Source organism: Kineococcus sp. AC630 (assembly GCF_979255925.1).
Genome location: NZ_CEEDMJ010000005.1, coordinates 192,874 through 213,447 on the forward strand (window position 1 = coordinate 192,874; position 20,574 = coordinate 213,447).

Below are 20,574 nucleotides of genomic sequence, written 5' to 3' on the forward strand. Positions count from 1 at the left end.
GCGACGCCCGCTCGGCACGCCGAAGCGGGGCGGGACCCGTCAGTCCCCGGGGAGGTGCGTCTCCCGGGTGACCCCCTCGGCGTCGCGGGCCGCACCCGCAGCCTCCTCGCGGGCCCGCTTCAACGCCTGCGCGGGGTCCTCGAGGACGACCTCGTCGAAACCCGTCGTCGGCTCCGGGGCGGCGGGGCGGGGCGCCCGGGACCCGGTGGACCCGTCGGAACCCGAGGAGTCACCGCCGTGGGCGTTGAACATGTTCCCGAAACCCTTGAGGGCGTCGTTCAGCTCGCTCGGCACGATCCACAGCTTGTTCGAGCTGCCGTCGGCGATCTTCGGGAGCATCTGCAGGTACTGGTAGGCCAACAGCTTCGGATCCGGGTCGCCGCGGTGGATGGCGTCGAACACCTGGGTGATCGCCTTCGCCTGCCCCTGCGACTCGAGGATCGCGGCCTGGGCGGAACCCTCGGCCCGCAGGATCGAGGACTGCTTCTCACCCTCGGCCGTCAGGATCTGCGACTGCTTGAAACCCTCGGCCGTGAGGATCGCGGCACGCTTGTCCCGTTCGGCGCGCATCTGCTTCTCCATCGAGTCCTGCACGCTGGCGGGCGGGTCGATCGCCTTGAGCTCCACGCGGTTCACGCGGATCCCCCACCGGCCCGTCGCCTCGTCGAGGACCCCGCGCAGCTGACCGTTGATCTGGTCGCGGCTCGTCAGGGTCTGCTCGAGGTCGAGGGAACCGATGACGTTGCGCAGCGTGGTGACGGTGAGCTGCTCGATGCCCTGGATGTAGTTCGCGATCTCGTACGTCGCGGACTTCGGGTCGGTCGGCTGGTAGTAGATGACGGTGTCGATGCTCACGACGAGGTTGTCGGAGGTGATGACCGGCTGCGGCGGGAACGAGACGACCTGCTCACGCAGGTCGACGTTGGCCCGCACCTTGTCGATGAAGGGGACCAGGATGTTCAGCCCCGCTTCCAGCGTCCGCGAGTACCGGCCGAGCCGTTCCACGATGACGGCCGTGGCCTGCGGGACGATCCGGATCGTGCGGGCGATCACCGTCACCACGAACACGACGACGAGCGCGAGCACGACAAGGGTGACGACGTTGTCCATCAGTTCTCCTCGGTGGTACTGAGTGGTGCGATCGGCCCCACGACCGCGGTGGCCCCGTCGATCGCGGTGACGACGACGTCGTCACCCGCGGCGAACGTCGGACCGGTCGAGCGCGCCGACCACGTCTCCCCGACGAGTTTCACCAGGCCCCCGCGGAGGGTGACCGGTTCGAGGACGACCGCCGAGCGCCCGACGAGGGCGGCCGAGCCGGTCGTCCCGGTGGGCGGCATCCGAAGGCGGCGCAACAGGACGGGCCGGATGGTGGCCAGCAGCAACCCGGCCACGACGGCCGCGATGAGGACCTGCGGGACGAACGACAGCCCCACCGCGTCGGCGATCGCCCCCGCCACCGCCCCGCCCGCGAGCATCGCGAAGACCAGGTCGATGGCGGTGATCTCGAGGATCCCCAGGACCAGGGCCGCCGCGACCCACAGCAACCAGCTGCGGTCCAGCAACGCGTCCAGGAACTCCATCGTGATCACCCCCTCGCCGGGGACCCTACCAACCCGGGGTGGTGCTGGGCTGGGACGTCGGCGGGGTTCGTGTCCGGGTCGAACGCGAAGGGTCTCGTCGGATACTCCGTTCGCGCGGGGTACCGCACCGAGTCGGGCTGGGTGGGCCGACGCTCACTTCGGACATCCGCCGAGACCCTCCCCGCCCGACCCTTCGGCGTCACCTCGTCGCGGCCCCTGCACGACCCGCGCGGGTGCGGTCCAGGACGAGGAGGGCTGCCCCGACTCCGACGCCCAGCACCGTGCCGGCGGTGTTCGTGGCCCAGTCACTGGTGGTGCAGGAGCGGCCGAGGACGACGGCGAGCGCCTGGGTGCCCTCGATCGCCGCGGACAGCACGATCCCGCCGAGGCCGACGAGGACCGGGCGGCGGAACCGCACCACGGCGAACACCGTCACCGGCACGAACAGGGCGACGTTGGCGAGCAGTTCGCTGCTCCCCCACGACGGGAAGTCGATCCCCACCTCGCACGTGACCTCGTGCACCCGCCCCCGGTCGTCCGGGGCCAGGGTCACACCGAGGACCCCCACCAGGGCGAGGACGACGAGCCAGGTCAGCACGCGTGGGCTCCTCCGGCCCACCCACCCCGACGCGACGGACCCCACCACGACGACCAGCACCCCGAGCGGCACCAGCGCGGAGTGCTCGACCAGCAACGTCGGCAACCAGCCCACCGCGTCACCTACCGATCTCGAGACGACGCACGCGGTGCACGGAGGGCGGTCCGGGTGGGGTAGGCGCGCCGGATGTCCGAAGTGAGCGCCGGTGCACCCGCGCGAGATGGTGCACCCACCAGCGCGAACGGAGTATCCGGCGCGCCTACCCCACCCGGTCCGCCCGCCCCGGCCACGCGGGCCTGAGAACGAACTCAGTACTCCGACAGCGGCGGGCAGGAGCAGACGAGGTTCCGGTCGCCGGCGGCTCCGTCGATGCGGCGGACGGGGGGCCAGTACTTCGAGCGGGGGTTCATCCCGTTCGGGTACACCGCTTCCTCGCGGGAGTAGGGGTGGTTCCACTCCCCGACGAGGGACACCGCGGTGTGCGGGGCGTGACGCAGCGGAGACTCCTCGACGGCCCAGCGCCCGTCGGCGATGTCCTGGACCTCGGCGGCGATGGCGAGCATCGCGTCGCAGAACCGGTCGAGTTCGGCGAGGTCCTCGCTCTCGGTGGGTTCCACCATGAGGGTCCCGACGACGGGGAACGACATCGTCGGGGCGTGGAACCCGTGGTCGATGAGGCGCTTGGCGACGTCGTCGACGGTCACGCCTGTGGCCTTGGTCATCGGGCGCAGGTCGAGGATGCACTCGTGGGCGACGAGCCCGCCGGGGCCGCGGTAGAGGACGGGGAACGCCTCCTGCAGCCGGGTGGCGACGTAGTTGGCGGAGAGCACGGCCTGGACGGTCGCGGCGCGCAGCCCGTCGGGGCCCATCAGCCGCAGGTAGGCCCACGGGATGGGCAGGATCCCGGCGGAACCGTACGGGGCGGCGGAGACCATCCCGACCCCGTCGCCGTCGGGGGCGGTGGAGGGCAGGAACGGGGCGAGGTGGGAGCGGACCGCGACGGGTCCGACGCCGGGGCCGCCGCCGCCGTGGGGGATGCAGAACGTCTTGTGCAGGTTCAGGTGGGAGACGTCGGCCCCGAACTTGCCGGGCCGGGCGAGGCCGACGAGGGCGTTGAGGTTCGCGCCGTCGACGTAGACCTGGCCGCCGGCGTCGTGGACGAGCCCGCAGACCTCGCGGATGGACTCCTCGTAGACGCCGTGGGTCGAGGGGTAGGTGACCATCAGCGCGGCGAGGTCGTCGGCGTGCTCGGTGACCTTGGCGCGCAGGTCGTCGAGGTCGACGTTGCCCGCGTCGTCGCAGCGGACGACGACGACCTTCAGCCCGGCCATCACGGCGCTGGCGGCGTTGGTGCCGTGGGCGGAGGAGGGGATGAGGCAGATCGTGCGCTCACCGTGGCCCTGGGCGAGGTGGTAGGCGCGGATGGCGAGCAGTCCGGCGAACTCGCCCTGGGACCCGGCGTTGGGCTGCAACGAGACGGCGTCGTAGCCGGTGACCTCGGCGAGCCAGCCTTCGAGGTCGGCGGCGAGTTCGGCGGTGCCGGCGAGCTGGTCGGCCGGGGCGTAGGGGTGCAGGTCCGCGAACTCGGGCCAGGAGATCGGCTCGAGCTCGGTCGTCGCGTTGAGCTTCATGGTGCAGGAGCCCAGTGGGATCGCCCCGCGGTCGAGGGCGTAGTCGGCGTCGGAGAGGGTGCGCAGGTAGCGCAGCATCGCCGTCTCGGAGCGGTGCCGGCTGAAGACCGGGTGCGTCAGGAACTCCGACCCGCGGCGCAACGCGGACGGCAGTGCGGGGTCGGCGGTCGCCTCCGTCGGGGTCAGGCCGAAACCGGTCAGGGCCGCGGCGACGTGCGCCTCGGAGGTGGTCTCGTCGACGGTCAGCCCGACGTGGTCGACGTCGACGAGGCGCAGGTTCACCCCCGCCTCGAGCGCGACCGCGACCACGGCCTGCGCCCGGCCGGGGACGCGGGCCAGGACGGTGTCGAAGAACGCCTCGTGCACGACCTCGACCCCGCCGGCGCGCAGCGCGTCGGCGAGCGCCGCGGCGCGGCGCGCGACCTGGGAGGCGATGGCGCGCAGACCCTCCGGGCCGTGCCAGACGGCGTAGCAGCCGGCCATCACGGCCAGCAGGACCTGGGCGGTGCAGATGTTGGAGGTCGCCTTGTCGCGGCGGATGTGCTGTTCGCGGGTCTGCAGGGCGAGGCGGTACGCGCGGTTGCCGTCGGCGTCGACGGAGACGCCGACGAGGCGCCCGGGGAGGGAGCGTTCGAGGCCCTTGCGGACGGCCATGTAGGCGGCGTGCGGGCCACCCGCACCCATCGGGACGCCGAAGCGCTGGCTGGAACCGACGGCGACGTCGACGCCGAACTCCCCCGGCGCGACGAGCAGCGTCAGCGCCAGCAGGTCGGCCGCGGTGATCGCGATCGCGCCGCGGGCGTGGGCGTCGGCGACGACGGGGGCGAGGTCGCGGACCCGTCCGGAGGTCCCCGGGTACTGCAGGAGCACCCCGAACACCCCGCGCTCGCCCACCACGGCCAGCGGGTCGGCGTCGTCGAGGTCGACGCTCACGAGCTCGACACCCAGCGGCACGGCGCGGGTGCGCAGCACGGCGAGGGTCTGCGGGAGCACGTCGGCGTCGACGGCGAACACGGCACCGGCGGGGGCCTTGGAGGTCCGGCGGGCCAGGGTCATGGCCTCGGCCGCAGCGGTGGCCTCGTCGAGCAGGGAGGCGTTGGCCACGTCGAGCGCGGTGAGGTCGGTGACGGCGGTCTGGAAGTTCAGCAGCGCCTCGAGGCGGCCCTGCGAGATCTCGGGCTGGTAAGGCGTGTACGCCGTGTACCAGGAGGGGTCCTCGAGGACGTTGCGGCGCACGACGGCCGGGGTACGGGTGCCGAAGTAGCCGAGGCCGATCATCGACGGCACGACGCGGTTGCGTCCGGCGAGCGCGCGCAGCGCGGCGGTCACGGCGGTCTCGTCGAGCGCTTCGGGCAGGTCGAGCACGCCGTCGCGGATGCCGGCGGGGACGGCGCGGTCGACGAGTTCCTCCGTGGAGGAGAGGCCGACGACCTCGAGCATCCGGGCGACGTCGGCGGCGTCGGGGCCGATGTGGCGGGCGCTGAACGGCAGGGCCGCGGGCTCCGGGGAGAACTCCGGCAGGTCGCTGCGGACGGGCGTGGGCGAGGTCATGGGACGCTCCGGAGGTCGCTGAGGGCAGGTACCTCCCCGTCTGTCACCCACCCGCGCAGGCGCGGACGTGCTCCAGAGCGGCCTGATCTCGCGTGGTCCTTCCGCCTGAGAGGTTCCGGGGATGTTGCCCCTTCGGCGCCGCGGTCGGACTCTTCCCCGACCAGGGTCTCTCCCACACGAGCTGAACGGCCTGCCGTCATCCTACGGGACGAGATCCCGGATCCCGGGAAGATAGGTTGACCGCCGTGATCACCCTCGCCGTCTGCAGTGCCAAGGGTGGGGTCGGCAAGACGTCCGTCGTCCTCGGGCTGGCCTCGGCCGCCCTCCACCGCGGGACCAGCACCCTCGTCGTCGACCTCGACCCGCAGGCGGACGCCACGTCCGGCCTCGACGTCAGCGCCCACCGCGACCACGACGTCGCCGCCGTGCTGCGCACCCCGAGACGTCGCGTCGCCGAGGACGCCGTCGCGCCCAGCGGGTGGGTCGACGACCACCCGGGACTGCTCGACGTCCTCACCGGTTCCGCGGCCTCCGCGGGTCTGGACACCCCCGAGGCCGACGAGGAGACGCTGAAGTCGTTGCGCCGGGCCCTGGGCAAGCTCGACGACCACGACCTCGCCCTGCTGGACACCCCGCCCTCGCTCAACGGGCTGACGCGTTCGGCGTGGCGCGCGGCGGACGCCGTGCTCGTGGTCTCCGACGCCAGCCGGTTCTCCGTGGCGGCGGTCGACCGCACGATCCGGGAGGTCCGTGCCCTGCGCAGCTCCCCGGAGGTCGTCGGGGTCCTGGTCAACCGCTACACCCAGCGCTCGGGGGAACAGCGCTTCCGCTACGAGGAACTGCAGGCCATGTTCGGCGACCTGGTGCTGGAACCGCTGCCGGACCGGGTGGCCGTGCCGCAGTCGCAGGGAGCGGGGGTTCCGCTGCACTCGTTGCGGGCCAAGGCGGCGAAGACCGTCGCGGAGCAGTTCGACGCGGTGCTGGACCGGATCCTCCGCACGACGTAGGGAACCGGACGGGGCCGTACCCCGTCCGAGGTGCGGGAACGCCGACGAACGCCTAAGTTCCAACAAGTCGGTCTACCCGGGTTTCGTCCCCGCAGGTGCCGCCCGTTCTTCCCCGCGCTCTTCGCGGGCCCTAGGAGGTTCCGTGACGCCCAACACACCCCTCGACCGTCTCCGCGTGGTGCGCGCCGTCCGCGGAGCGGTGGTTCCGACCGCAGCACCGCACGTGCCCGCTCCGGACCCGGAGGCCGACCGGATCACCGGCATCGTCACGCGGTTGCGCGCCCAGTGGACGCGTTGCGGCGCGGACATCGCCAGCCACCTGCGCCCCGGGGTCGGCGAGGCTCACCTCGACGCGGTGGAACGCCAGATGGGCCTGCTGATCCCCCGCGGCGCCCGGGCCTGGTGGCGCGCGGTCGACGGTGTCGATCCCGTCCGCACCACCTTCCGCACGAGTGCTCCGACGGTGGGGCCCGGTGGCTGGGTCCCGTTGACCCTGGAGGAGGCGGTGCGTCGCGCGAGCGGCCAGGGTCCCGGCCTCACCGCCCCGCCGGCCCTGCTGCCCCTCTTCGCCCGCGACGAGGAACTCATCGCCGTGCGCCTGGGCTCCAGCCGCTCCGTCGTCGAGCAGATCGTGCTGGCCGAGGACGGCGAGGGCTACCAGCACTCCTGGCGCGTCGGTCTCGACGAGCTGCTGAGCACCTGGGCCGACTCCCTGCTCGCCGCGGTGCACTGGCTGCCCGACGCCCACGACTGGGTGACCGACCCCTTCGCCCTGCAGGCTCTCCCCCGCGCCGAGCTCCTCGACTAGTCCACCCCACGCACGACGAAAGCCGTGATCCCGCTGGGTCCCCCCCGCAGGATCACGGCTTTCGTGCGTGGCGTGGGGCTAGCCGGCTTCGCGAGCGGCGCGACGCTTGGACAGCTCGTCGGCCAGGACCATGGCGGTCTGACCGGGCTCGCGGTCGGCGGGACGTTCGCTCGGCAGCGAGGCCAGCTCCCCCTCGACCTCGCGCCAGACACGGCCCACGGCGATGCCGAAGACGCCTTGACCGCCTTGGACGAGATCTATCACTTCATCGGCCGAGGTGCACTCGTAGACGCTGGCACCGTCGGACATGAGGGTGATCTGGGCGAGGTCGTCGACGCCACGCTCACGCAGGTGGGTGACCGCCGAGCGGATCTGGTGCAGCGAGACGCCGGTGTCCAGCAGCCGCTTCACGACCTTCAGGACCAGGATGTCGCGGAACCCGTAGAGACGCTGCGAGCCGGAGCCGGAGGCACCGCGCACACCGGGCTCGACGAGGCCGGTGCGGGCCCAGTAGTCGAGCTGGCGGTAGGTGATGCCGGCGGCCTTGCAGGCCGTCTGACCGCGGTAGCCGACCTCTTCGTCCAGGTCGGGGAGGTCCTCGGCGAACAGCAGACCCTGCGCACGAACTGGCGGGGTCGACTTCCGCGACGACCCTGCGACTGCATCGCCACTGCTCACGCCGGCCTCCTCGTCATCGCCACCCGTCGAGGACCGACCGGAAGCGTTCTGCATACTGACCGTAGAAGAGCACCCCCGGAGCGTCAACGAGGCGCGCGGCGCGCCGCAGACCGTGACCTATCCGTGACCCGGGAGAACCCGGTTCAGGCCTCGCCCGAATCGGCTTCGAAGTCCTCGGGCGAGATGTGGTCGAGGAACTCGCGGAACTTCTCCACCTCGTCCTCGTCCTCGTCCGGCACCGGGACGCCCCCGGAGTCGAGCACCTGGTCGGCGCTCACGATGGGGCAGCCCACGCGCAGGGCGAGGGCGATCGCGTCGGACGTCCGCGAGCTGACCGTGAGGCCACCGTCGAAGACGAGTTCCGCGAAGTAGACGTTGTCCTTGACCGCCACGATCCGGACCTCTTCCAGACGTCGGCCGACGGCCTCGATGACGTCCTTGAGCAGGTCGTGGGTCAGCGGACGGGGCGGGACGACACCCTGCTGGGCGAAGGCGATGGCACTCGCCTCGGGAGCCCCGATCCAGATGGGCAGGTACCGGTCGCCGTCCCGTTCGCGCAGCAGCACGATCGGGTTGTTGGAAGGCATCTCGACTCTGACGCCGATGACATCGAGCGCGCGCACCCGATCACCGTACCCCGGCGTCGGCTCAGCGCGCGCCGCGGCCGAGCGCGCCGGCGACGAGCGCGGTGTGCAGCCGCAGGCAGGCCGCCGCGATCTCCCGCACGACCTGGTCGGCGCGGTCGACGGACTCGCCACCGCCTCGCTGCCCGAGGCGCTGCAGCGGCGCGGCGACCTGTTCCGCGAGAGCGATCTCACGGTCGGCGGCGGTGCGGAACATCCGCAGGTGCCGGGCCTCGATGCCGTGCGCCGCCAGCGAGGCCGCGGCGCGCAGCACCTCCAGGGCCTCACCGTCGTACCACGGGCCCCCGGGAGCGGGCGAGAGCACGCCGAACCCCTCGAGCGCGTCGAGGAGCTCGGCGTCGACGCCGGACTCGCGCAGGATCTCCAGCCGGGTCAGCCGGAGGTTGGCGGCGTGGCCGTCGAACCGGTCGGCCCCCGGGACGCTGCCCGCCGCGACGACCTCGGGGACGCGCGGTGCCGCCCCGGGCTGTTCCGGCGGCTCGAGGCCGCGGTCCATGGCCTCGAGGTTCTCCCGGATGACCTTCAGCGGCAGGTAGTGGTCGCGTTGGGCGGAGAGCACGTACCGCAACCGGTCGACGTCGTCGGAGGAGAACTTGCGGTACCCCGCGGGGGTCCGGCCCGGTTCGACGAGACCCTGCTCCTCGAGGAAGCGGATCTTGGAGATGCTGACGTCGGGGAAGTCCGGCGTCAGGATCGCGAGGACCTCGCCGATCGTCATCCTGGGCAGGCTCGGGTCCAGGGACCGCGCCCCGGCAGCGCTCACTGCTCCCCTCGCGGGCTGGGGTGGAAGTCCATCCGGTACTTGCCGATCTGCACCTCGTCGCCGGCGGCCAGGACCACGTCGTCGATGCGCTCGCGGTTGACGTAGGTGCCGTTGAGACTGCCGACGTCACGCACCCGGAACCCCGGACCCCTCGCCGGGTCGGGCGCGCGGAGGAACTCCGCGTGCTTGCGCGAGACCGTCACGTCGTCCAGGAAGATGTCGCTGGTCTGGTGGCGGCCCGCGGAGGTCCGCTCGGCGTCCAGGAGGAACCGGGACCCCGCGTTGGGACCGCGCCGCACGACGAGCAGCGCCGATCCGGCCGGCAGGGCGTCGATGGCCTCCTGGTCGTCACTGGTGAGACCGCGTTCCGCGGACTCGTGGACCTCGGGGACGACCAGACCGGCGAAGGACATGGTGGAATCCACCGGCCGCTCGGCCGCGCCACCCCGGGGGGTCGCCGCAGGGGTCGTCCCGCCCTCCGAGGACGCACCCGCCCCGTCGGTCGACGATGCAGCCAACCCGTCGTCCGACGCAGCCAACCCGTCGTCCGACGACGTGCCCGACGCAGACATCGACACCACCTCTCACGCTGGCAGAACACGTGACTCCCGGGGGCAGGCAACTCCCTGCACGCGGGCGGTCACGCTTGGAACTTCCAGGATCACCCTAGCCGTGCCGACCCGGCAGGTCAGGTCACCGGGTCGACACGGGTGGCGGAGCGCTCAGCCCGCGTGGGCGGTGTAGGCCTCGGCGTCGAGGAGGCCCTCGACCTGCGCCACGTCGCTCGGCGTGATGGTGAACATCCAGCCGTCGCCGTAGGGGTCGGTGTTCACCAGGTCGGGACGCGTCTCCAGCCCCGGGTTGTGCCCCGAGACGGTGCCGGACACGGGCGCGGTGATCTCGCTGACGCTCTTGGTCGACTCGACCTCACCGCAGGCGCCGCCGGCGGCGACGGTCTCGCCCTCGGCGGGCAGCGAGACGTACACGACGTCCCCGAGGGCGTCCTGGGCGTGGTCGGTGATGCCGACCCGGACGGTGCCGTCCGCCTCGACGCGCACCCATTCGTGCTCGCTGGTGTAGCGGAGGTCGGCGGGGACGTTCGACATGCTGGAACTGACTCCTCTGGTGGGGACGGCCGGACGGGGACTCAGCCGGTGCTGGCGGAGGGTTCCGGTGACGCCGGGCGAGCGTACTGAGGCGCGGAGACGGCGTGCAAGGCGTCCACCTGCACCCCGTCGGCACCGGCGGCGTTGCGGACCTCGAGGTCCGCCCCGGCGGAGCGCAGCGTCTCGCGCACCCCGCCCGGGATGTCGAGGGCGGTGGAGAGGGTGTCAGGGTCGCCGATGACGCTCACGACGTAGGGCGCGCGCTCGGTCGCCCCGTCGACCAGGACGGCTCCGGTGGTGTCGGTGAAGGCGGTCTCGGCCACCACGCGGGTGCTGCCGATCTGGATCGCCTCGGCGCCGGCGTCGCGCAGCTCCTGGACGAACTGGATGAGGTTGGTCGAGCGCACGGCGGCGTCGGGGTCGGTGATGGTGGCGACGATCCCGGGCCCGTGCGCGGGCAGCGTCCCGGCCAGCAGCCCGTACTCCTGGGCCCGCTGCTCGGCGGCCTGGGCGGCGGCCTGGGCGGAGTCGGACCCCTCGGTGAGCTGACGCCGGGTCGCCTGGAGGCTGTCGAGCTCCTCCTGCAGGCGGTCCCCCCGCTCGGTGGTGTCGTCCAGGATCCGGACCAGGTCGGTCTCGCGCAGGTCGCTCAGACCCGAGGTGCTCGTCTGACGCACCTGCACCACGAATCCGAAGCCGAGCGCGGCGCAGAGGATCCCGGCCAGGACCTGGGCGCGCGTGGCGCGGGGCCGGCCCGCGCGCCACAACCGTCGCCACGGCGAGCGGCGCGGGGCCGCGGGCTCGCTCACGCGTTCAGCAGGTGCCGGCGGATGGCGGCGGCGTTGGAGAAGATGCGCACCCCGAGCACGACGACGACCCCCGTGGACAGCTGCGAGCCGACGCCCAGCTGGTCGCCGAGGTAGACGATGAGGGCCGCGACGACGGCGTTGGACAGGAAGGAGACGACGAACACCTTGTCGTCGAAGATCCCGTCGAGCACCGCCCGCAGACCGCCGAACACCGCGTCGAGCGCGGCGACCACGGCGATCGGCAGGTAGGGCTGCAGGGACACCGGGACCTCGGGGTGCAGGAGCACACCCACGACGATCCCGACGACGAGTCCGACGGCTGCGATCACGTCGCGGAACGCTACCTCCCCCACCGCCTTCCCCGAGCCGCCGCGCGCCCGGTCCGTGGTCCCGGCGGGGTCACGGGGCGGAGGGGTGGGCCAGGCGCAGATCGAGGCGGGGAGCGGCGGGCAACGTCATCGGGTCGTCGCCGGAGCGGGTGTCGACGCCGGCGGAGATGCCGTAGTTGTCGCGCAGCACCTGCAGGTAGCGACCCGCGACGGACGTCGCCAGGCCGGTCTGCAGGACGGTGGGGTCGCCGATGGCGGAGATCGTGTACGGCGGGGTCAACGGGCGGTAGTCGACGAGGACGGCCTCCCCCGCCGCGCGGATCGAGGACAGCGAACTCAGCCGCTGCCCGTTGATGGCGACGGCCTCGGCGCCGTTCTGCCACAACCCGTTGACGACGATCTGGACGTCGCGGTCCACGACCCGTCCCGAGGTCGTGGTGGAGCCGGAGTCGTCGCCGCGCGCGTCGTCGAGCACGACCTGCAGTCCCGGGCCGGTGACGGCGGTCGCGGCGGCGGCCACGGCGAGCCCACCGGCCTGGGCGTCGGCGGAGGCGGCGGGTGCCCCACCGAGACGTGCGGCCAGGGCGGCGTTGTCGGTCTGGGCGCGGGCGACCTGCGCGGTGAGCCGGTCGGAACGCCCGGTGCTGTCGTCGATCCGCTGCAGCAGCGCCTGCCGGCCGCGGTCGGCCGCGGGTTCGGCCGCGGCGGCGCGCACCCCGGCGACGGCCAGCAGCCCGCCGATCACCAGCAGCGCGAGCCAGGTCAGGCCCCGCCCCGAGCGGCTGCGCTCCTCCCCCGTCTCCGCGCGACGTCGGGCGGCCGCGGCGTAGCCGGGGTCCAGCGGGCGGGTCATGACCTCGGTGAGCAGCGCCGTGCTGGCCGCGGGGTCGCGCGGCACCTGCGGCCGGGCGCTGCGGGGACTCACCGGCGTTCGGCGCGCCACAACCCGACGACCTGGGAGACGTAGAGGATCCCCGACCACCAGTACAACCCGGTGCCCCACAACGCGAAGGCCCAGCCGAGCGCGCCGGCGTACGTCGACAGCGTCGGCGAGACCTCACCGAGGAGGAGGAGCGGGAAGGCGGCGAGCAGGCAGAACGTGCCGGCCTTGCCGAGGAAGTGGACGGGCAGGGCGCTGTGGCCGAGCTTCGCCAGGAACGGCAGGGTCACGATCATCGTGACGTCGCGGGCGACGAGCACGACGACCAGCCACCAGGGGATCAGGCCGCGGTAGGCCAGCCCGAACAACGTGGTGAGGATGTAGAGCCGGTCGGCGAAGGGGTCCAGGACCTGCCCGAGGCGGGTGACCTGGTTCCAGCGCCGGGCCAGGTTGCCGTCGAGGTAGTCGCTGGCCCCGCTGACCGCGAGCACGAGCAGCGCCCAGCCGTCCTGACCGTTGGTGATGAGGACACCGAAGACGGGGACCAGGAGCAGTCGCAGGAAGCTGAGCGCGTTGGGGACGGTGAGGACGCGCGTGCTGACGACCTGTTCGCTCGCCGTCGCCACCCCTGCCACCCCGTCCCGCGCTGTCGCCCCGTACGCGCACGCGCACCGGGAGAACAGCCTACGTGGCCGGGCCTCTCCCCTCCGTCACACGCCGGACGGGCACCCGCGTGAGCGAGGTCGCCCAGGTCGTTCGCCCGGCGTACTGTCGTCGTGTTGTCCGACACATGTCGCACAAGATGATCTGAGGAGATCGAGCATGGCCACCTACGACCTGAGCAACCGTTCCGCCGTCGTCACCGGCGGGGGTTCCGGCATCGGCCGCGCCGTCGCGCTGGAACTGGCGAGGAACGGCGCCTCCGTCCTCGTCGCCGACCTCGTCGAGGCGTCGGCCGCCGGGGTCGTCGCCGAGATCGCCGAGGCCGGCGGAACCGCCAAGGCCTTCGTCGGTGACGTCGCCGACTTCGACACCAACCTCGCGATGGTCGCCGCCGCCGGCGAACTCGCCCCCCTGAAGGTCGCCGTCAACAACGCCGGCATCGGCGGCGAGGCCGCGCCGGTCGCGGAGTACTCCCTCGACTCCTGGCACAAGGTGGTGAACGTCAACCTCAACGCGGTGTTCTACGCCCTCAAGGCGCAGATCCCCGCCATGCTCGCCGCGGGCGGTGGCTCGATCGTCAACATGGCCTCCGTGCTCGGCAGCGTCGGCATCCCGGGCTCCAGCGCCTACGTCACCACCAAGCACGCCGTCATCGGCCTGACCAAGAACGCCGCGCTGGAGTACTCCGGGCAGGGTGTCCGCGTCAACGCCGTCGGCCCGGGGTTCATCCAGACCCCGCTGATCGACGCGAACCTCTCCGCCGAGGCGAAGGCGGGACTCGCCGCCCAGCACGCCGTGGGCCGCCTCGGCACCCCCGCGGAGGTCGCGGCCCTGACCGCCTTCCTGGCCAGCGACGCCGCGAGCTTCGTGACCGGCTCGTACCACCTCGTCGACGGTGGCTACGCCGCCCACTGACCCACCCCACCCACCGACTTCTGGGGGACTTCCCACCCTTCCCGGGCCCGGGAAGGGTGGGAAGTCCCCCAGGAGTCGGTCAGGGGAGGTCGGCGAGGGCCTTCAGCACCCGCTCGTCGCTGACCGGGTGGGCCGTCGGGACACCCGGGGCGAACTTCTGCAGGCGCAGTTCCTCCAGCGTCCAGCGGATCCGCGCCAGGTCCGGCGGCACCGGGGACCCTGCGCGTCGCACCCGCTTCAGGTACTCCTCGCGGACCCGGGCGAACTCCGCCATCCGCACCCGGTCGCGCTGGGGGTTCTCCGGCATCGTCGCCAGCCGGCGGTCGATCCCCTGCAGGTAGCGCAGCAGGTCCGGCAACCGGTCGACGCCCGTGTCGGTGACGAAACCCGCGTGGACGAGTCCGCTGAACTGCTCCCGGACGTCGGCCAGCGAGGGCACGAGGACGAGGCTGCTGGTGCGGGAGATGTTCTTCTCCACCGCGGCCGCGGTGCGCAGGACGCGCAGGGTGCGCTCCACGGCGCTCACGGTCAGGTCCACGAAGCGCCCCGCCACCCGGGTCCGCAGCGCCTCGAAACCGGCTGCGGTGCGGACCGATCCGCCGTCCGCCTCGTCGAGCAGCTGCGCCGCGGCGGCCTGGGCGCAGTCGGCCACGACCGCGTTCGCGTCGGCGTGCGGAGCGCGGGCCAGCAGGAGCTTCGCGTCGTTGCCGAGGGAGTTCTGCACGGTGCGCACCGGAGAGGGCAGAGCGAGCGTCAGCAACCGCAGCACCCCCTCGCGGTGGGCGACGGCGGCCTGCACGGAGTTCGGGAACGTCCGCAGCCCGACGGACTCCCCCTCGTCGACGAGCGCCGGGAACGAGGTCACGTCGGTCCCGCGCACGACGCTGGTGTGGGTCGGCGGGACCTCGTCGGGCAGGTCCGCCCACGACGTCGCCCCGGTGCGCTGGACGTCGTCCGCGGCGGCCGTGAGGGTCTCCACGACCTCGGTCTCCAGCGCGGCGCGCAACCGGGCGAAGTCCTTGCCCACCGCCATGGTCGACCCGTCCCCCGCCAGCACCCGGAACGTCGGGCGCAGGTACCCGGGCACCTTGGTCCAGTCCACGTCCTCGGCGTAGATCTCGGTGCCGTCACCCAACCGCGGCATCTCGGCCTCGAAGGCGGGCCAGAACCGGTCGACGTGCGGGCGGACGTTCTCCAGGAAGCGGGCCGCCTTGTCGGGAGCCGGGGCGAGGTTCTTGCGCAGTTCCTTGGGCAGCGCCCGGATCATCGCCGTGATCAGGTCGTGCCGGAAACCCGGGACCTGCCACAGCAGGTCCCGGTCGTCGAAGCGGTTGACGACCTCGACGGGGACGTCGACGGTCAACCCGTCGGCGGCCGAACCGGGGTCGAAGACGTAGTCGAGGGCGAGCTCCAGGTCGCCCTGGCGCCACACCCGCGGGAACTGCTCCTCGCTGACGGTGTCCTCCACCCGCACCAGCATCGCCGGGTCGAAGGTCAGCAGGTCGGGGTCCGCCCGACGAGCCTCCTTCCACCACGCGTCGAAGTGGCGGCCGGACACGACGTCGGCCGGGATCCGCGCGTCGTAGAACTCGAACAGCACCTCGTCGTCGACGACGATGTCGCGCCGCCGCGCGCGGTGCTCCAGCTCCTCGGCCTCGTCGAGCAGTTCCCGGTTGCGCCGGAAGAACTCGTGGCGGGTCTCGAAGTCGCCCTCCACCAGGGCGGCGCGGATGAAGAGGTCACGCGAGAGTTCCGCGTCGATCCCGCCGTAGGCGACCTTGCGGCCCACCACGATGGGGACGCCGTAGAGCGTGACGCGTTCGGTCGCGACGACGGCCGCCCGGCTGCGCGACCACCGCGGTTCGGAGTAGACGCGGCGCACCACGTGCTCCGCCAGCGGTTCGATCCAGCGCGGGTCGATCGCGGCGACGACGCGGGCCCAGAGCCGCGACGTCTCGACGAGTTCCCCCGCGACGACCCAGTCCGGGCTGCGCCGGCCCAGCGAGGAACCGGGCGACACCGCGAACTTCGCCCCGCGGGCACCGTTGTACTCGACCTGCTGGCGCGCGGGCCGGGAGTCGCGACGGCCCTTGCCGGCGCTCGAGGTGTCCTCGCGCACGTCCTTGGAGCCGATGTTGCCCAGCAACCCGGCCAGCAGCGAGCGGTGCACCGCGTCGGCGTCGTAGCCGGGGTCGGGGAACAGCTGGTCGTCGTCGAGTTCCGCGGGTTCCCGCGTCTCGACGGAGAACTTCAGCTCCCGCGCCACGCGGCGCAGCTGGGAGTAGGTGTCCTGCCACTCCCGGATGCGCAGGAAGTGCAGCATCTCGGCCTTCACCCGGCGACGGAACGCCGAGGACGACAGGTCGCGCTGCAGGTGCTGCAGGTAGGACCACAGGTTCAGGTACGTGAGGAAGTCGGACTGCTCGTGACGGAACCGGGCGTGCAGCTGCGCGGCCTGTTCGCGCTTCTCCAGGGGGCGTTCCCTCGGGTCCTGCACCGAGAGCGCCGCCACGACCACGAGGACGTCCTGCAGGCAGCCGTTGCGCTGGGCCTCCAGGACCATCCGGCCCAGCCGCGGGTCGATGGGCAGCTTGGCCAGATCCCGGCCCGTGCGGGTCAGCCGCGGCCCGCGGTCACCCGCCCGCGCGGTCTCCAGCGCGCCGAGCTCGGACAGCAGGGCGAGGCCGTCGGTGATGGCCCGCGGTTCCGGGGGCTCGACGAAGGGGAACGCCCCGATGTCCCCCAGACCGAGGGACGTCATCTGCAGGATGACGGCCGCCAGGTTGGTCCGCAGGATCTCGGGATCGGTGAACTCCGGACGCGACTCGAAGTCGTTCTGGGAGTAGAGCCGGATGCAGATGCCGTCCGCGACACGACCACAACGGCCGGCGCGCTGGTTGGCCGAGGCCTGCGAGATCCGCTCGATCGGCAACCGCTGCACCTTGGTGCGGTGGCTGTAGCGGGAGATGCGCGCCGTCCCGGCGTCCACCACGTAGCGGATGCCGGGGACCGTGAGCGAGGTCTCGGCGACGTTGGTGGCCAGCACGATCCGGCGGTTGCCGTGGGGCCGGAACACCCGGTGCTGCTCCTCGGCCGAGAGCCGGGCGAAGAGCGGCAGGATCTCGGTCCCGCGGAACTCCCGTTCCTGGACCAGGTCGGACAGGGCGTCCGCGGTGTCGCGGATCTCCCGTTCGCCGGGCAGGAACACGAGGACGTCACCGGGCCCTTCGGCCGCCAGTTCACGGACGGCGTCGAGGATCCCCTCGGTCTGGTCGCGGTCGTCGCCCACGACCTCGTCGCGTTCGTCGAGGGAGTCCCCCTCGTCGTCCTCACCCGAGCCGCCGGCGAGCTCGTCCGCCAGTTCGCTCGCCAGCAGCGGCCGGTAGCGCACCTCGACGGGGTAGGTCCGCCCGGACACCTCGAGGATCGGGGCGCCGCCGAAGTGCTGGGAGAATCGTTCCGGGTCGATGGTCGCGGAGGTGATGACGAGTTTCAGCTCGGGCCGGCGCGGCAGCAGCCGGGCCAGGTAGCCGAGCAGGAAGTCGATGGTGAGGCTGCGTTCGTGGGCCTCGTCGATGATGAGCGTGTCGTACTGCAGCAGTTCGGGATCACGCTGGATCTCGGCGAGCAGGATGCCGTCGGTCATCACCTTGACGAGGCTGTCCTCGCCGACGGTGTCGGTGAAGCGCACGGCGTAGCCCACGCTGGCGCCCAGCTCGGTGCCGAGTTCCTCCGCCACGCGTTCGGCGACGGCCCGGGCCGCGATGCGTCGCGGTTGGGTGTGCCCGATGCGTCCGCGCACACCACGGCCGATCTCGAGGCAGATCTTCGGCAGCTGGGTCGTCTTGCCCGATCCGGTCTCCCCCGCCACGACGATGACCTGGTGCTCGCGCAGCGCGTCCGCGATGCGGTCCTTCTCCTGGCTGACGGGCAGCTGCTCCGGGTAGTGCAGCGCGGGAACGCTCGCCACCCGGGCCGCCACCCGGCGTTCAGCTGTCTCGGTCTGCTCCTCGAGGCCCGGGAGCTCCTGCTCGAGGTCCGCGGGGCGCCGGGCGAGACCGGCGAGTCGACGACGGAGGCGGTCCTCGTCGCGCAGCGAGACCGCACGCAGCCGCTCGGCCAGCGCCGAGGCGCGGGGGTCGTCGGGCAGCGCCCCCGGCGCCGAGCCGGGACGGGAACGGACAGGGTTGCGGGACGCGGGACGTGAACGCCGCTGGGAGGACCGGGACATGACCCCCCGAGTCTAGGTGGCCCACCCGGACCGCACCCGATCGGAGCAATCGTCACCCTCCGTCGAACATCCGGCGGAGCGATCGGGCGGTTCCGCTGGTGCGCGACTCGCTGCCCGCTTCGCCGTCGGCGCAGCGGCCGCACTCGCCCTCGGCACCGGCCCGGCCGCGGTGGGGGCCGCGACCGGCGCCGACGCCACCGAGCGCCCGACCCGACCGCCCACGTGGACCTGCGGGCGGGACAGGTCGAGAGCCACCTCGTCGTCTCCGGCACCGACCTCTCGGTCCGCAGCGCCCTCGGTCCCTCGGGCGACCGCAGCTACGTCGAGTCCACGATGGAGGGCGAGCTCACGCTGGGCTGCTCCACCGACGGCGCCGTGGTCGCCGGCACCACGGTCCACGCCCGGCGGGTCCGCACGGGCTCCCTGGACGGCACGCCCTGGAACGGCAGCGGCTACCACGTCGACGCCGTCGCGGAACCGGCGGCGGCCACGGTCTCGGCCCCCGTCGTCTTCAAGAACGTCCTGCGCGACCGGACGGGCGACCTGGCCGACCTCGACTGCGCCGCCGGCAGCGCACCGGGGTTCCACCGATACCAGATCACCTACCTGTCCTCCGCCCTGTCCTCCGCACGCCACGCGTTCGACGGCACGGTGACCGGGACCGACCGGTCCTGGCCGAACAGCTCGTACTCCTTCGCCGCACCGCTGGTCTGACCCGGGAGCGGAGAACTCCGGGAACCTCCGAGAAACTTCGGGAGAACTGCATCCGTTCTCCTCCCCGGGCCGGAAGAGGGGGTGACGGGCCGCACCGAGCGGCCCGCCGCCCCTCCTGGAGGAGAAACGATGCGCACTGCACGCAGCACCGCCGCCCTCGTCGCCGCCCCGCTCATCGCGCTGTCCGTCCCGGTGGCCGCGCTGGCCACCGCGGGCACGGCGTCGGCGGCCGCGACGAGCGACACCGCGACCGTCTCGATCCTGCACGCGGTTCCCGGCCTCACCGTCGACGTGTACGCCAACGGCAAGGAACTCGTCCCCGGTTTCACCCCCGGAACCCTGACCGACCCGCAGCAGTTGCCTTCCGGCAGCTACGACCTCGCGGTCTACCCCGCCGGTGCCGACCCGGCCGCGACGCAGCCCGCGATCTCGGCGAAGGGGGTCCAGGTCCCCGCCGGGGCGAACGTCACCGTGGTCGCCCACCTCGACGCCGCCGGAACTCCCGCGCTGACGCCGTTCGTCAACGCGCCCACGGACCTCGCGGCCGGGGAGTCAGAACTGACCGTCCGCCACGTCGCGGCGGCCCCCGCCGTCGACGTCCGGGCCGGTGGGACACCGGTGATCACCGGTCTGACCAACCCGAACGAGGCCAGCGTCACCGTGCCCGCGGGAACGGTGAGCGCGGACGTCGTCCTGGCGGGAACCGACCAGGTCGCCATCGGTCCGGCGGACCTGACCCTGCCCGAAGGGACGCAGACCATCGTCTACGCCTGGGGTTCCGCCGCGGACGCCAACCTGGCTCTCGCGACCCAGCAGGTGACCGGCGGGGCCGGCACGCCGTCCGGGGTCCCCTCCGGTTCCGGTGGCCTCGCCGAGAACGGGTGGTCCGGCTGGGTGGTCGGCGCCGGTGCGCTGGCGCTGGTCGGTGCGGGTGCGGCGACCGTCGTCTCGCGGCGTGCGCACGCCACGCGCTGACGCACGGCTCGCCCGGGGCGCCGCGCTCGTCGCGGTCGTCCTGGCCGTCGCGGGGGTCTTCCTCGTCGTGGGGTGGTGGTCCTCCCGTCCGGCCGCGGGGTTCGGTGCGCCGTTGCCGGCCGTCCCCGCGGCGAGCCCTGCCCCGACCCCGGTGACGACCGGGCCGGCCGCGGTGGGCCGCCGGGACGCCGCCCCCTCGGCCCCGGCCCCGACGCCCATCCCGGTGCGCCTGGAGATCCCCGACCTCGGGGTGGACGCCCCCGTGGTCCCCGTCGGGGTCGACGCCGACGGGGCGCTGGCCGTCCCCGAGGACCCGCAGCGGGTCGGCTGGTACCGCTGGGGGTCCGTCCCCGGTGGGGCCGGGGCGACCGTGCTGGCCGGGCACGTCGACACCCACGCGGACGGGCCGGGGGCCCTCATCGACCTGGCGTCGCTGGAGGCTGGGACGACGGTCCGGGTCACCAGCTCCGACGGCGGGGTCACGGAGTTCCGGGTCGCCTCGCGCCACTCCTACCTCAAGGCCGACCTGCCCGCGGAGGAGGTGTTCGCCCGGACCGGCGACCCCCGCCTGGAGCTGATCACCTGCGGGGGTGACTTCGACCGCTCCACCCGGTCGTACGCCGAGAACGTCGTCGTGACCGCCCTCTGAACCGGACCGGTGGGCTGGCGCAGCCCGTCGGGGCCCCTAC

20 protein-coding genes and 1 riboswitch are annotated in these 20,574 nt (G+C 72.9%); of the genes, 6 read left to right on the plus strand and 14 right to left on the minus strand.

The annotated features are described in order from the left end of the window. Nucleotides 1–39: 39 nt before the first annotated feature. From AC0I8G_RS07535 to gcvP, 4 genes are all read right to left on the minus strand, one after another. Nucleotides 40–1,110 (minus strand): SPFH domain-containing protein, encoded by a 1,071-nt coding sequence (locus tag AC0I8G_RS07535; RefSeq protein WP_471729369.1) that lies wholly within the window; start codon nt 1,108–1,110, stop codon nt 40–42. Then, nucleotides 1,110–1,583 carry an NfeD family protein gene (locus AC0I8G_RS07540; protein WP_471729413.1) on the minus strand — a complete coding sequence of 158 codons (474 nt, stop codon included), beginning with the start codon at nt 1,581–1,583 and terminating at the stop codon, nt 1,110–1,112. Before AC0I8G_RS07540 ends, AC0I8G_RS07535 begins: the two co-directional genes overlap by 1 nt. A gap of 199 nt (nt 1,584–1,782) precedes the next feature. Further along, the gene (locus AC0I8G_RS07545) at nt 1,783–2,295 is read right to left on the minus strand and encodes a VanZ family protein (protein ID WP_471729370.1); all 513 of its coding nucleotides are present in this window, start codon (nt 2,293–2,295) and stop codon (nt 1,783–1,785) included. Nucleotides 2,296–2,489: 194 nt separating this feature from the next. Beyond that, on the minus strand, nt 2,490–5,363 hold the full coding sequence (gene gcvP / locus AC0I8G_RS07550) for an aminomethyl-transferring glycine dehydrogenase (protein ID WP_471729371.1): 2,874 nt from the start codon (nt 5,361–5,363) through the stop codon (nt 2,490–2,492). Between the two features lie 83 nt (nt 5,364–5,446). Further along, nucleotides 5,447–5,548, minus strand: a riboswitch (glycine riboswitch). Between the two features lie 60 nt (nt 5,549–5,608). Between gcvP and AC0I8G_RS07555 the strand changes: the two genes are divergently transcribed. Then, nucleotides 5,609–6,370 carry a ParA family protein gene (locus AC0I8G_RS07555; protein ID WP_380256097.1) on the plus strand — a complete coding sequence of 254 codons (762 nt, stop codon included), beginning with the start codon at nt 5,609–5,611 and terminating at the stop codon, nt 6,368–6,370. A gap of 142 nt (nt 6,371–6,512) precedes the next feature. After that, complete coding sequence (locus AC0I8G_RS07560) at nt 6,513–7,178, plus strand: SMI1/KNR4 family protein (RefSeq protein WP_471729372.1); 666 nt, start codon at nt 6,513–6,515, stop codon at nt 7,176–7,178. 78 nt (nt 7,179–7,256) lie between these two features. On the opposite strand, the gene AC0I8G_RS07565 is transcribed toward AC0I8G_RS07560, so the two are convergent. From AC0I8G_RS07565 to AC0I8G_RS07605, 9 genes are all read right to left on the minus strand, one after another. Further along, nucleotides 7,257–7,856 carry a MerR family transcriptional regulator gene (locus AC0I8G_RS07565; protein WP_380256094.1) on the minus strand — a complete coding sequence of 200 codons (600 nt, stop codon included), beginning with the start codon at nt 7,854–7,856 and terminating at the stop codon, nt 7,257–7,259. A gap of 143 nt (nt 7,857–7,999) precedes the next feature. Continuing rightward, complete coding sequence (locus AC0I8G_RS07570; RefSeq protein ID WP_380156816.1) at nt 8,000–8,479, minus strand: bifunctional nuclease family protein; 480 nt, start codon at nt 8,477–8,479, stop codon at nt 8,000–8,002. A gap of 25 nt (nt 8,480–8,504) precedes the next feature. Further along, nucleotides 8,505–9,218, minus strand: a complete 714-nt coding sequence (gene ftsR / locus AC0I8G_RS07575) for a transcriptional regulator FtsR (RefSeq protein WP_380256092.1) — start codon at nt 9,216–9,218, stop codon at nt 8,505–8,507. Between the two features lie 41 nt (nt 9,219–9,259). Then, nucleotides 9,260–9,676 carry an FHA domain-containing protein gene (locus AC0I8G_RS07580; RefSeq protein WP_471729414.1) on the minus strand — a complete coding sequence of 139 codons (417 nt, stop codon included), beginning with the start codon at nt 9,674–9,676 and terminating at the stop codon, nt 9,260–9,262. 309 nt (nt 9,677–9,985) lie between these two features. Further along, nucleotides 9,986–10,369: a glycine cleavage system protein GcvH gene (gene gcvH / locus AC0I8G_RS07585; protein ID WP_328295814.1), complete on the minus strand. Its 384-nt coding sequence runs from the start codon at nt 10,367–10,369 to the stop codon at nt 9,986–9,988. 41 nt (nt 10,370–10,410) lie between these two features. Continuing rightward, nucleotides 10,411–11,178 (minus strand): DUF881 domain-containing protein, encoded by a 768-nt coding sequence (locus AC0I8G_RS07590; RefSeq protein ID WP_471729373.1) that lies wholly within the window; start codon nt 11,176–11,178, stop codon nt 10,411–10,413. After that, nucleotides 11,175–11,507: a small basic family protein gene (locus AC0I8G_RS07595; protein ID WP_328295812.1), complete on the minus strand. Its 333-nt coding sequence runs from the start codon at nt 11,505–11,507 to the stop codon at nt 11,175–11,177. Before AC0I8G_RS07595 ends, AC0I8G_RS07590 begins: the two co-directional genes overlap by 4 nt. A 70-nt stretch (nt 11,508–11,577) precedes the next feature. Further along, nucleotides 11,578–12,432, minus strand: coding sequence for a DUF881 domain-containing protein (locus tag AC0I8G_RS07600; RefSeq protein WP_471729374.1), 855 nt, complete (start codon nt 12,430–12,432; stop codon nt 11,578–11,580). Next, nucleotides 12,429–13,013 (minus strand): CDP-alcohol phosphatidyltransferase family protein, encoded by a 585-nt coding sequence (locus AC0I8G_RS07605; RefSeq protein WP_380256082.1) that lies wholly within the window; start codon nt 13,011–13,013, stop codon nt 12,429–12,431. The genes AC0I8G_RS07600 and AC0I8G_RS07605 overlap by 4 nt, the downstream gene beginning before the upstream one ends. Nucleotides 13,014–13,209: 196 nt before the next feature. Here AC0I8G_RS07605 and AC0I8G_RS07610 point away from each other — a divergent pair, with 196 nt between their 5' ends. Further along, complete coding sequence (locus tag AC0I8G_RS07610; protein ID WP_471729375.1) at nt 13,210–13,965, plus strand: SDR family NAD(P)-dependent oxidoreductase; 756 nt, start codon at nt 13,210–13,212, stop codon at nt 13,963–13,965. 79 nt (nt 13,966–14,044) lie between these two features. Here AC0I8G_RS07610 and hrpA read toward each other — a convergent pair whose 3' ends face one another. Further along, the gene (gene hrpA, locus AC0I8G_RS07615; protein ID WP_471729376.1) at nt 14,045–18,196 is read right to left on the minus strand and encodes an ATP-dependent RNA helicase HrpA; all 4,152 of its coding nucleotides are present in this window, start codon (nt 18,194–18,196) and stop codon (nt 14,045–14,047) included. 222 nt (nt 18,197–18,418) lie between these two features. Between hrpA and AC0I8G_RS07620 the strand changes: the two genes are divergently transcribed. The 3 genes from AC0I8G_RS07620 to AC0I8G_RS07630 all read left to right on the plus strand — a co-directional run bounded on the left by AC0I8G_RS07620 (nt 18,419) and on the right by AC0I8G_RS07630 (nt 20,534). Beyond that, nucleotides 18,419–18,910 (plus strand): hypothetical protein, encoded by a 492-nt coding sequence (locus AC0I8G_RS07620; protein WP_471729377.1) that lies wholly within the window; start codon nt 18,419–18,421, stop codon nt 18,908–18,910. A 129-nt stretch (nt 18,911–19,039) separates the two neighbouring features. After that, complete coding sequence (locus tag AC0I8G_RS07625) at nt 19,040–19,885, plus strand: DUF4397 domain-containing protein (protein ID WP_471729378.1); 846 nt, start codon at nt 19,040–19,042, stop codon at nt 19,883–19,885. Further along, the gene (locus tag AC0I8G_RS07630) at nt 19,866–20,534 is read left to right on the plus strand and encodes a class F sortase (RefSeq protein WP_471729379.1); all 669 of its coding nucleotides are present in this window, start codon (nt 19,866–19,868) and stop codon (nt 20,532–20,534) included. The genes AC0I8G_RS07625 and AC0I8G_RS07630 overlap by 20 nt, the downstream gene beginning before the upstream one ends. The last annotated feature ends 40 nt before the right edge of the window (nt 20,535–20,574 follow it).